Raw genomic sequence first — 12,161 nt, 5'->3', positions numbered from 1 at the left:
CTTGCCTACCCGCCCAGCCGCCATCAGGGTTACCCCTGATTTAACCCTGACGAGCCCCGAGGCATCCCACCGAAGTCGCCAGGCCGAGGCTATTCCCCCAGGCCGGCAACGGTCAGGCTAGAGCTTGTAGGAATCGGGGGCGACCGGCCAGGTCGCATCGGGTTTGGGCGTCTCTCAGCCCCAGCGCTTGGGCAGCCTTCACCAGGGCCTCGCCTTGTGACTCGGCGTGTTCCATCACGATGGTGGCACCCGGGGCTGCGACCGCCGCAGCCGCCGCCAAAAACGCCCGCGGCCGCTCCAGGCCGTCAGCGCCCCCGCCATAGAGCGCTAACTGCGGGTCCTGGGCCGCTTCGGGCTGCGTCACCGGGTCGACCACGTAGGGCGGATTGGTCGCGATGACGTGGAACTTTGGCGTAATATCGGCGCGCACAAGGGAGTCGCGCAGCGTTTGCGGGTCGGTAGCGTCAGCGTGCAGGACCCGCGCCGCTACCCCGGTAAACCGGGCGTTTTCCGCTGTCAGGTCCACCGCCGCTTCTGACACGTCCACGCAGGTCAGAACAGACTCGGGAACCTCGGAGGCAATAGACAGCCCCAGCGCCCCCGAACCGCAACCGAGATCCAGCACCCGCGGAGCGACCCCTTGACGCACCCAATCCGCGGCCGCATCAATGGCCCCTTGGGCGACCCACTCCGTCTCGGGACGCACCACAAACACTCCGGGGCGGGCGCGCAGGGTCAGATGACGAAAGTACATGACCCCCATGACGTGCTGCAACGGGACCCGGGTGGCGCGCTGTCCGACCAGCTCAAAGAATCGCTGCCAGGTCGGCCCGTCCAGGCGTTCGCCGTAACCGGGCTGGTGACCCAATACGTGCTCCAGCAGCAGGCGCGCCTCACCGAAGGCGTTGCCAATCCCGGCCTCGCTCAAGACAAAAGCCGCGTCATTGAGCGCCGATTGGGCCGCCGCTTGCTGGGGTATCTGCATTGGATTCCTTCCGCCGTCCCGGGCGACACGTATGCAGGCTAATGCGCGGATTTGCCTACTGCCGCCAAGCGAGCGGCTTCATCGGCATCAATAGCGGATTGGATGACCGGAGCCAGGTCGCCGTTTAACACCTGGTCCAAGTTGTAGGCCTTGTAGCCGGTGCGGTGATCGGCGATACGGTTTTCCGGGAAGTTGTAGGTGCGGATTCGCTCGGAGCGATCCACGGTGCGGACCTGAGATGCGCGGGCTTCGGCCGCTTCCGCCTCGCGCTTTTCCGCCTCCAGCTGCATCAGGCGCGAACGCAACACCCGCATCCCCGCTTCTTTGTTTTGCAGCTGAGACTTTTCGTTTTGCATCGACACCACGATTCCCGTGGGTAGGTGAGTGATGCGCACCGCCGAGTCGGTGGTGTTCACGGACTGACCCCCCGGCCCAGAGGAACGGTATACGTCAATGCGCAGGTCATTCGGGTCAATCTCGATGTCCCCGGTTTCCTCGGCCTCCGGCATGACCAGCACACCCGCAGCCGAAGTGTGGATACGCCCTTGTGACTCGGTGACCGGGACGCGCTGCACCCGGTGCACCCCACCCTCGTACTTCAGGTGGGCCCACACGCCCTCCTCCGGGGTGGGGTTACCTTTCGCTTTGAACGCAATCGAGGCATCCTTGACTCCGCCGAGGTCCGATTCCGTCAAGCCCAGGACCTGAACCGTCCAGCCCATCTTTTCGGCGTAATGCTGGTACATCCGCATCAAATCGCCAGCGAACAGGGCAGATTCTTCACCACCCTCGCCAGCTTTGATTTCCATAATGACATCGCGGGCATCGTCGGGGTCGCGTGGGGTCAGGGCCTCAATCAAATCGGCGTTGGCTTGCTCAAAAGCGGCCTCAAGCCCGGGGATTTCCGCCGCAAAGTCGGGGTCCTCACCTGCCATCTCGCGCCCGGCATCCAAGTCATCACGCGCCTGCAACCAGCTTTGCACCACGGTGTTGACACGGCTCAGTTCCGCGTAACGGCGACCGACCTTGCGGGCATGAGCCTGGTTGGAGTGCAAATCCGGGTCGCTCATCTGTGCCTCGACCTGGTGGAACTCCTCCAGCAGGGCTTCCACGCCGGCAAATTCTTCAGGGAAGTCACTCATTTCTGACCTTTCATTTCGTTTGCAAATCTGGGTGTTCACCAGGCAAACCCTGGCAAATAAAAGACACCGGTCGGTAACATGTACCGACCGGTGTCAAAGTTTCGCTATTCCGCAGCGGCGGGAGCCTTAGCTTCCTCAGCCTTAGCGGCCTGCTTAGCGGCCTTTTCGGCGTCTTTCTTAGCTTTATCAGCAGCTTTCTTCTTAGCGTCGTTGAACTTGGCGTAGCGAGCCTCGAAGCGAGCCACACGACCGCCGGTGTCAAGAATCTTTTGCTTGCCGGTATAGAACGGGTGGCAAGCCGAGCACACGTCCACGCGCATCTGGCCCGAAGCCAGGGTGGAGCGAGTCGTAAAGTGATTTCCGCAGGTGCAGGTGACCTCGGTCAAAACATATTCGGGGTGAATTCCCTGTTTCATAATTACTCCTTGGGTTCAAGGGCCCCGGGTCCCGAGGCGAAAGCTTTGGGTGAACCGGAAAGACCAAGGGTCTATTATGCCACACTCCGCAAAGTCACACCAACTGGCGCTACCACGGTCACTCGGCGATAGCTAACCGGTATGGGGGCTTCCCGATTCAATACGGTAATCAGTTATCATAAACATGGCATAGAGGGGAAACCATGGCACAAGATTTTGCAAATCCACAGCTGGAAATTCACGGTGTCGTCAAGCAAAAACGGCGCTGGCCCATAGTTACTGGTATCAGTGTGGGGGTCCTCGCCATCGCCCTGGCCGGTAGCGGTTGGGCTTATTCCACTCACTATTCCAATCTGGCCCTGCCTCACACGATGGTGGGAAACCACGATGTCGGAGGCCAGACTCCCGATGAACTGAAACGCGGTTTGACGGACCGCTGCCAGACCCTGAAAGCCACATTTAGCGGCGATGTCCCCGAAACCTCGTTGAGTCTGGGCCAGATGGGGTTGGACTGCGACGTTCCCGGCACCGCTGCGGCCGTGATGAAAGCGAACCAGAACCTGAGCGGAGTTTTGGCCTCTACCGTCAGAGAACGCCAAGTCACCCCCCTTTTCACCCTCGACAAAACCGCCGCCACTCAGGCAGCCCGGGCTTTGACCGCGAAGCGACCCGACACCGTCGTCGACCCGCATCTGGGGTTCAACAGCGAACAGGGTTCCTTTGTGGTGCAACCGGGTAGCGCCGGGCAGGGGGTTGACCCGACAGTCCTCATCGCGGCTGCTCAGAAAACTTGGAAAACCCAGACGAAACAATCTATAAAGGTGACACTGACCGAAGTTGCGCCGAGCGAAGCGGATCCGCAGCTGGAAACCTGGGTGCAGCAGGCTAACTCGCTCATTGCCCCGAAAGTGAACCTGATTGGTCGTCGAGTTGGGCACATCATTCCCCCCACGGACAAAGCCCAGTGGGTCGAAGTCACCGAGAACGGACCGGTCATCAGCCAAAAGCAAGTATTGGCTTGGCTAAAAACGTTCACCGACCAAGAAATCGACGTCAACAACAGTCCGGGCGAACGCACCATAACCAAAGACGGCTACCTTTTGACCATGACGAAAATGGCTCTGGACTCAAAGAAAGTCTCGAACAATGACACCATTGCCGCTGAAATCACCACGGCGCTGAACCGCGGACAAAACTATCGCGGAGTCTTTGAGATGGAAGTCCAGGAAGGCAAGTTCAACGACACCGTGGTGGACCAAAACCTTCCCCGCCCGCCCTACAACGCGAAACCCGGAGAAAAGTTCATCAGCATCGACCTGACCAACCACACCGTGGCGGCATGGGTTGGAGACAAAGTCGTGTGGGGACCGGTCGAGGCAGTCCACGGATCGCTGCCCTCCCCGACGCATCCGGGAATTTTCCGAGTCCAAACCAAACTGGTGAACGCCCACATGAAGAACGATGAGGCCTGGGACGGCCCTTACGACACCTGGAGTCCGTGGACCATGTACTACCACGGCGGCTACGCCGTACACGGCACCTATACACGCTGGAACTGGGTCCAAACGAACTATGGGGGGTCGCACGGCTGCGTGAACCTGAAGCCTGCGAAAGCTAAGGAGCTGTTCGACTGGGCTCGGGTAGGAACCCCGGTAGTCATCCACCGGGCTGGGGTTATCTAGGTTTTTGAAAGGTTCCACGAATGAGCTTCCTCTATCGCCCCACGCATCTGACGCCGCAACACCGGCGTCGGTCGTTGGCGACTAACCCCAGATGGCTCGCGGCCGCGGCCACGTTGCTGGTGGTGGCCGGGGGCGGCTGGCTCGCATTTGGCTACACGCCGCCTTGGAATGAGGACCAGTCCGCCCAAATCAGCGCGGCGCGGGACTCGGCATGCCAGCGCAGCGTCACTCTGCGCCTCGGCGACAGCAGCTTTTTGGCAAAACCTGACCAGGTCTGCTCCTGGCTGCATCCAGTCCCCCATCCGGTCAAGCAGCTCAGCTCGCAACCCCTGCCCCCACCCCGCTTTAGCACTGACGCAATCACTCAGTGGGTGAGTTCCTGCATCGCCCAAGTCGATAAACCCGCCGTGAACGGAAACCGGCAGGTGGACAGTGCCGGTCACCTGGTGCGTTTACTCAAAGATCCGGTTGACGGCGCGGTCGTGGACAAACCGAACAGTTTGGTTTCGCGCATCGCCAAGGCCCTGGACAAAAAAACAGGTAACGTGGAAGTCGCCACGAAGTTGTCTGCCCGCCAAGGCGGTTTTGATGACACCGTCGTTCCGGCCCCGGCTATGTCCTACGCGCCCCAGCCACAAGAACGGTGGGTGGACGTGAACCTGACGAACCACACTACTGCCGTCTATGACGGGACGAAAATCATTTACGGGCCGGTGGCGGCGGTGGACGGCCACGCCCAAGCCCCCACGGTGCAAGGGGTTTACAAAGTGTACGCCAAGCTAGAGATGCAAACCATGACCGGGGTGGGATTTGACGGCCCCTACAGTGAGACAGCCCCGTGGATTTCGTACTTTTCGGGAGATTTTGCGCTGCACGGGGCGCCGTGGCGCTCCACTTTCGTCTATACCCCTGAAAAAGGCTCTCACGGTTGCGTGAACCTGAGCGTGACGGATGCCAAAGCGATTTATGACCTGATAAGCATCGGCACTACGGTCGTGTCTCACACTTAGTCCACGTAGCCGGCGGCCGATTCCTCCAGGTCCCCGCTCAGACCCGCCCGTAGCGCCCGGCGACCGAAAAACACCACCCACGTCACCAGAGCCACATAGACCACCGCCGCCACCGCAATCTTTACGGGAGTCAGCAGCGCAGACGGGGTCAAGAACGCTTCTTCCAGACCCGAAATCCCCAACAGGATAATCAGCCCCGCCGCTACCGGCCCGAACTGGCGACCCGCACGCGCTAGGGACACCATGCGCGAATCCTCACCGGGCACAAACAACGCCCAGAACAGCCGCAAGGCCGCGGCGCAAGCCAAGACAATGCAGGACAGCTCGAGCAGCCCGTGGGGCGTAATCAACCCAAAGAAAATCCCCAAGTCACCGTACTTAGCCATGATGGCCCCGACGACTCCCACATTGGCAAAGTTCGTCAGCAACAGGTAGACCGGATAGGCGCCGGTAAAGAACAGGGCCACCATCAGGACAGCAATCGTCGCGTTGTTCGTCCACACCTGGGCGGCAAAATCCGGAGCCGGATAGTTTGAATAATAGGCTTTGAAAGAATCCTCGGCGTATTGGCGCAGTTCCATCTCAGATTGCTGGGCCAGCAGAGCCTCCGGGTGGGTGTAGGCCCAAAAACCGGTGAACACGGCGGTAATGAGTGACAGAGCCATGAGCACCAGGAAGACCGGCCCGATACGATACAGCGCCAGGGGCAGAGTTACGGTAAAGAACCCACCAACAGACTCCCGAAACGTGCGGCGCGTCCCCCCGATACGCCCTCGTGCCGTGGACACCAGATTCGTCAAATCCAGCACGACATCCGGGTCGGTCGGCACGGAAGTGATGGTCGCCAAGTCCGCGCTGGCTCGATGATACAAGCCCATCAATTCATCGATTTCCGCCCCGCTCAGACGGCGTTTCCGGTTCAGTTGAGCCAGGCGCGACCAGTCCTGAGTTCGCCCTGCGGTATACGCATCGATGTCCATGCTGCTAATTTATACTTAATGGAACAATTTAGCGGAACGAAAATCCGACCCGACGTGGTCATCACCGGTGAAGCCATCGCTTTACTGGTGCAGCCCGCTTCGTTATTTTTGCGTGTAGTTTCGGCCATTATTGATGCCATCGCGGTCATTTTAGGGATGATTATCACCTATGAGATGCTGTTCCTGATACTGACTCTGCACGATGGAAGTGACGATTTCATGTACTTCTCCAACGAGGCACAAGTAGCCGCGTTGGTTTCGATAATCACGGCGCTGTGGCTGTTCTTGGTGCCGATGACGGTAGAGACGCTGACTCGCGGGAAGTCGCTGGGACGCTTTATCGTGGGGACGCGCATAGTCCGTGACGACGGCGGGCCTATCACGTTGCGCCACGCGTTCGTGCGTACCTTGATTGGTTTGGGCGAGCTGTGGGCGACGATGGGTGCCGGAGCCATTATCGCGGCGTGGACGAACCGCAGAGGCAAACGTATCGGGGATATTTTCGCTGGAACCTACGCCGTTTCCGAGACTTCCGGGCTGACCCGCCGACCGCTGCTGCTGGCTCCGGAACTTGCCCAGTGGGCCAGCGAGGCCAATGTCGGTGAGCTGGACGGGGTTACCACCGTGACAGCGCGCCGGTTCCTGCAAAGCGCCACTAAGATGGACCCGCTCCACCGCCAGCAGGCGGCGCAAACGCTGGCCACCGCCCTTTTGAACCAGGTGTATCCGCCGCCTCCCCCCGGCACAGACCCGGAGCGATTCATTGCGGCAGTCCTGGTGTTGCGACGAGACGCCGAATACCACACGAACAACGCCATCCAGGCCCGACTGGAGAAAAAACTTTCCGCGGTATCCGGTTCCCGGTACGGGATTTAGAGCCGGACTGACCGGCATATCCACGGCGTTTGTCCTTGCTTAGCGGGGGCGCGGTTTCCTGCCCCCCATCAGCAGCGTGGTTAGCTGGTGAGGTGGACATAGATTTGGCTGGATACGGACAGGTCAGGAATCGGTTCCAGGGCATCAATCCCATCGCCATCCCCCAGATTGGTGGTGACCAGCTGAGTTACATACAGGTCAGGAGCCTCCACCAGTTGCGGAATCTCCTCTTGGAGGGGCACGACCACAGTCGTCATGGCATTGACGACGTGGGTGGCTCCGGCAACCCGGTATTCCATATTTTCGGCGTTAAGGTTCGTCACCAGCAGCTGGCGCTGTGTCGCGGCGGGTCCCATCACCACTCCTCCGCCGGTGGAAAGAGCAGGCAACCACGCCAGGTCACGCACAAATTTATCCGGGTCGGTGGCGGACACAGAGCCTTGCCGATAGACCACCGCCCCGGCCGCCACGGGCTGGGTGGCGTTGACGATGACCGCATAGTTGCCCGGCTGCAAGCCACCCAGCGTGAAATCGAGCACTGCGCCGGGATCCAAATCCAAATCTTTACCCCCCGGTAGCGGGAAACGACCGTTTTCGTTCACGACTTCAATGGTGGCTCGCGCCGAATCCGCACCGGGATTCAACAGGCGTACCGCGCCGAGACTCCCATCCATCGCCACGCCGGGAATAACCTGGGTAGTGCGGGGCGAGGTCGAGGCGTGTACCAGCGAGACACCCCCCGCGGTCAAACCCAGCAAACTATGCGTCATCAGCGAAGATGCCAGACCGGCTCCGTTCGCGGTGACCCGCACTACCAGGCGCTGGGTGCCTCCCACCTGGGATTCCAAAGGAATGGCCTGCAGCTGGTGGGCGGGGACGCTGATTTTGTCTCCGCGGGGGAAATCGAGTTTCCCGGTGTCGCCCCACACTTCTACCTTGGCGTCAACAGTATTGGCCGAGGGGTTCATCAGCTGCAGGACGCTCGATTCCCCGACCTCAGTCGACCCGCCGACCAGCCAAGATTCCAGCTGCGCCGGCTGACAGGACGCACTGGCCAAGCCGCGGTAGTCTCCTGAGGAAACTGATTGTTCGATATCTGCCCCGGCTAGAGCCACCTTGCCATCCCACGGCTGGGCGGTGAGGAAACCGCTGACCGGAGTGGAAAAACTGCCGTAAAGCATCGCCGATTTCGGGGTCAAGTCCAGGTCGTTGCGGGGATTTTCTGGAGGCGGCGCCACTTCTTCGCTGTCATCCGCCGCTGAGTGCGTCCCCTCGGCACGATGCGTTTTGCTCGAGTCCGTTTCCTCCGGTGTCGCAGCGGCGGGTTGCGGGGCGGGGCCTAACGAACCCAAAGGCTGGTACACCGCCTTTTCTGGGACTCGGTCAGTGCGCGCCAACACGGTGGAAGTCATCGACCCCGCAATTTTGGGCGGCGCCAGCGGATTGCCGGCACCATCGACTGCCGCGGGGTTGATCGTGGGCGGCACCTGAGGACAAGACAGGGTAATCTGGCCGGGAGGCACCGGCACGGGCTCGCCGTAGCGAGGCTTCTGGACGGCTGCCGGTCGGGTCAAACCAACGGCGACCACCAGGCCCGACACGGTAATGACCATCAGGGTGGCCAGGAACCAACGCACCCCATCCCAGCGACTGACCGCCACGTAACGAGAACCAGCCGACCCCACCTCTGGCGACTCCATCTCTGGCAGCGAATCTTCGATGGTTTCCAGTTTCACAATCTCACCTCCGACACCCGACGCAGCGGTAGGGCCGCAGCCAGGGCAATCAGCAGGGACAGTAGCAACGCCGCGCCCCACAACTGGTAAGGAAGATATGCATAGGTGATGGTCACGGTGCCGGGATTGGGAGGCAACTGGTAAAGCGCATTCCACTGGCCCGAATCTACCGGTTCTATGATTTTGCCGTTGAATCGCACCGTAAAGCTGCTATCAGCGCGTTCGCTGAAGGCCAGCAGCCGCCCGGCCGGACCCGCCTCGACGTGGGTTTTTCCGCCCCGTACGTTGAGCGCTTGCGCCGTCACTTCGCCGGTCGGCCAGGAGGGATGCCCCCCCTTCCACTGGGCCGGGGCGACCCGAGCCACGCTGACCGCAGCGGAATCGACCAGACGCCACACCGTGCCGGCCTCCGTGGTGGTAATCCGTTCCAGCGGCGCGGCCGAGTCCAACGTGTTGATTAGGGTGGTGGTCGCCGCGTCCTTACTGCGGGGTACGATGATGAAGTTCACGTCCAGCTGGGCGAGCTGCTCTCCCAGCTTCGGGGTGGAGCCTCCCAGCACCGACGCCACCGTAGCCTGCAGCACCGCGTCAGCCGCATCGGGGGTACGCGAACCGGTCACGTTGCGGTAGTTTTTCAGTTTCAGGTAGGGGGAAGCCTCAAAAGTCGTGTCGCGCCAGTCCCGCCATAAACCGGCCGTCACCAGGGTGGATTGGTTGGGAGCGCTGGTGACCTCCAGGTTCAGGGCGCGCAGGTGGCGCGGGGAGGACTGACCTTGGGCGACCGTGGCGGGGAGGCTCACATCCCGAAAAGTTGCCAGCGCGTTGAAATCGGACGCGCCGGGCGTAACCATCTGGTTCACCAGCATCGGAGTGGCCCCCAAAACCGGAATCAGCACCGCCACAGCCACCATGGCCTGGACACTGCGGTTACTCCAGTTTGCTATCTCCGCCGGCATCGTCAGCTGCAGACGCCCCACCGAGAACAGGGCGGAAGTGATTAATCCCGCGTGAAACAATGCTAATCCCGGCCCGCCCCAGGCACACACGGCGTTGGCTCCAGAGACGGAAACCGGGGTGGAGCTCGCCAGCCACGCCGTCGCCAGACCGCCCAGCGCGAACAGCAGACTCCATTGCGCCCCGGTGGAATGGCCCGGAATAATCACCCCGGCCACCACGGTCAGCAGCAGCAAAGCCAGGGGCAGGAAAGCAAGGAGTTGCCAGCCGGGCAGAGCAATAGGCAGAGAGGTCGCCGCCACGTCCACCGGCCAGGCTGCGAGTAAATCCCACCAGTTCGGCCTCGGGGTGGACAGCGGCACTGAAAGACTGGACAGCCACAGGGGCCATTGGGCGGGAGTACCGACCGTGCGCACGACCGTTGGCACCGCCAACAAAACAGCCGGAGCCAGCACAATCATGGCGTGGACGGCTTTCAGCCGCAGACGGGCCGGAATTGGGCTCCAGCCAAGGTCTGGCACCTCAGTTTGCGCCCCGGCAAAAAGCGGGTTAGCGACCCCTTTCAGCATCGCCATCCCCACCAGGAGCACCACGGGGATGACCATAATCACAGAGGCGCTGACCGCCAGGAAACCGGTGAGGGCGGCGATGCCGACCTGGATGATTGCGGCGGAATGCACGCTGACCGTGACCGGTTCGATTTCTCCCATCACGGTGCGGGACACCGGCATCCCGGTGCCACGGGCTAGAGAACCGGCGAAAAGGGGCAAACTCACCGCCAAAACCCACACCGGCAACTGCCCCAAGCCCATACTAACCAGCAGGTTCGGACTCAAGGCCCAGGAGAGGGCAGCCAGGGCACGCAGCGTGCGGGAATCAGTGAGAATCCCGGCAGCCCACCACGCGCTGAGCCAGGCCAGGGGCAGAGTTACAAAGAGTAAAACCGCCAGCACCACCGACCCTTTTACCCCTACGAAACCCGCAATTTGCCCCAGGCTCGCCACCTCCAGACCCAGGGGGTCCACCGCCCCGACCACCGAACCGTAGCCCAGACCGGCAGGAATCCACCCGGAGATGAGGTCGGCCCAAAAGTCCTGATTGTTCACCGGCAAGTTCGCCAGAGCTCCGCCGGACACCCCACCGATGGCGAAACGCCAACCCAAAAGCCCTATCAGGGTCAGGGTAGCCACAACGACCCACACGAGAGTGCGATCCACGGCCTTTTCGGTATAAAAGTTGCGCCGCGCTACCGCGTCCACGATTTGCGGGCGGCGCTGGTCTTTGGCGACACGTCGAGCCGTGGTTTTGGCTTGGCGAATTTGGGAAGATTTCACCTGGAGAGGCCGCAAAGTACGGGGACTCAACTTGCTTTGACGCACCCGCCGCAGCCTGGATTGCCACGCGGCAAAAGGCCGGAACACCGTCACCAGGGTGGATTGCAGTTCTCCGGCCGCGAGCTTGGGCTCTTTCGTGAGGATACGCCAGAAAAACCGCAGCAGGCCGAGTACCAGAACAATCAGCGGGAGGAAAATAAACAGCCACCAGGGTGCCGCCACCATCCAGTTGTGCAACTGGGCGGTACGCCGGGCGGTAAAGGAACGCTTCGCATCGGACTCCAGCTTGCCGTTGGCTTCCACGTCGCGCCCGGTGGGGTCGAAGCTGCGGGCGGAACGGGCGGGACGCCCCCCATCGAGACCGCGCAGCCCAAAGTAGCCCGCCATCTTGTGATACACCACAGCGCGCGGCGCCACCACGACCCGATACCCGGCCAGGTGTACCCGCCGGGAAAACTCCAGACCATCGCCGAAAGGACCCAGGTGCGGGTCAAAACCGTCCAGGCGGCAAAATGTTTCCCAGTCCACCAGCATTCCCGCCGTGCCCACGCCCAGCACGTCCTCGCGGCCGTCATATTGACCTTGGTCAACCTCGCCGGTGTCCATTTCTTGCAAGCGCCGCCCGGAACGGGTAGCGCGAATGCCGACCTCCACGATTTGATTGGCTTTGTCCCACAGCCGCTGTTTCGCGCCGACGACTTTGATAGATGAGCCAGATTCCAGGACTTTCAGCTGTTCGGCCAGGCAGGAGGGAGCCGGAGCGGAGTCGTCATGCAAAATCCACAGGGCGTGAGAATTTCCCGGAGCGGGCGTGGGGAAATCGGGCTGAGCTTTGGCTTGGCGCAACGCCTCGCCCAAGTTGGGGGCGCCGGGAGTTTTCAGGACTTTCGTGCCTGAACGATGAGCTACTCCGGAACTGGAAACGTCGATGACGAACACTTGCTGCGGTGCCAGGGTTTGCCGAGACACCGCCAAAAGGGTTGCCGCCAGGTAGGGTGTCTCCCCGGAAGTGACGATGAGGGCGGTAACTGCAGTGCGCACAGAGT

9 protein-coding genes are annotated in these 12,161 nt (G+C 61.4%); 3 read left to right on the top strand and 6 right to left on the bottom strand.

All coding sequences use genetic code 11. The features are described from left to right. Positions 1-112: 112 nt before the first annotated feature. From Q0V70_RS08110 to rpmE, 3 genes are all read right to left on the bottom strand, one after another. Positions 113-985, bottom strand: coding sequence for a peptide chain release factor N(5)-glutamine methyltransferase (locus Q0V70_RS08110; protein WP_297590552.1), 873 nt, complete (start codon positions 983-985; stop codon positions 113-115). A 38-nt stretch (positions 986-1,023) separates the two neighbouring features. Continuing rightward, positions 1,024-2,127, bottom strand: coding sequence for a peptide chain release factor 1 (gene prfA, locus Q0V70_RS08105; protein WP_297590550.1), 1,104 nt, complete (start codon positions 2,125-2,127; stop codon positions 1,024-1,026). 104 nt (positions 2,128-2,231) lie between these two features. Then, on the bottom strand, positions 2,232-2,543 hold the full coding sequence (rpmE, locus tag Q0V70_RS08100) for a 50S ribosomal protein L31 (RefSeq protein WP_296180421.1): 312 nt from the start codon (positions 2,541-2,543) through the stop codon (positions 2,232-2,234). Between the two features lie 203 nt (positions 2,544-2,746). On the opposite strand from rpmE, the gene Q0V70_RS08095 reads away from it, so the two are divergent. Then, positions 2,747-4,225 carry a L,D-transpeptidase gene (locus tag Q0V70_RS08095; RefSeq protein ID WP_297590548.1) on the top strand — a complete coding sequence of 493 codons (1,479 nt, stop codon included), beginning with the start codon at positions 2,747-2,749 and terminating at the stop codon, positions 4,223-4,225. A 20-nt stretch (positions 4,226-4,245) separates the two neighbouring features. After that, positions 4,246-5,235 carry a L,D-transpeptidase gene (locus Q0V70_RS08090; RefSeq protein ID WP_297345822.1) on the top strand — a complete coding sequence of 330 codons (990 nt, stop codon included), beginning with the start codon at positions 4,246-4,248 and terminating at the stop codon, positions 5,233-5,235. On the opposite strand, the gene Q0V70_RS08085 is transcribed toward Q0V70_RS08090, so the two are convergent. Further along, on the bottom strand, positions 5,232-6,215 hold the full coding sequence (locus tag Q0V70_RS08085) for a stage II sporulation protein M (protein WP_297345821.1): 984 nt from the start codon (positions 6,213-6,215) through the stop codon (positions 5,232-5,234). The genes Q0V70_RS08090 and Q0V70_RS08085 overlap by 4 nt on opposite strands. Positions 6,216-6,233: 18 nt before the next feature. Here Q0V70_RS08085 and Q0V70_RS08080 point away from each other — a divergent pair, with 18 nt between their 5' ends. Continuing rightward, positions 6,234-7,091 (top strand): RDD family protein, encoded by an 858-nt coding sequence (locus Q0V70_RS08080; RefSeq protein ID WP_297590546.1) that lies wholly within the window; start codon positions 6,234-6,236, stop codon positions 7,089-7,091. Positions 7,092-7,171: 80 nt separating this feature from the next. Here Q0V70_RS08080 and Q0V70_RS08075 read toward each other — a convergent pair whose 3' ends face one another. Together Q0V70_RS08075 and Q0V70_RS08070 are read right to left on the bottom strand one after the other, a co-directional pair. After that, the gene (locus Q0V70_RS08075; protein WP_297590543.1) at positions 7,172-8,827 is read right to left on the bottom strand and encodes a DUF5719 family protein; all 1,656 of its coding nucleotides are present in this window, start codon (positions 8,825-8,827) and stop codon (positions 7,172-7,174) included. Next, positions 8,824-12,156, bottom strand: a complete 3,333-nt coding sequence (locus Q0V70_RS08070) for a glycosyltransferase family 2 protein (protein WP_297590541.1) — start codon at positions 12,154-12,156, stop codon at positions 8,824-8,826. The genes Q0V70_RS08075 and Q0V70_RS08070 overlap by 4 nt, the downstream gene beginning before the upstream one ends. Between the last annotated feature and the right edge of the window lie 5 nt (positions 12,157-12,161).

Source organism: uncultured Mobiluncus sp. (assembly GCF_947087965.1).
Classification (GTDB): Bacteria; Actinomycetota; Actinomycetes; order Actinomycetales; family Actinomycetaceae; genus Mobiluncus.
This window is presented reverse-complemented; position numbering and strand designations above follow the sequence as displayed.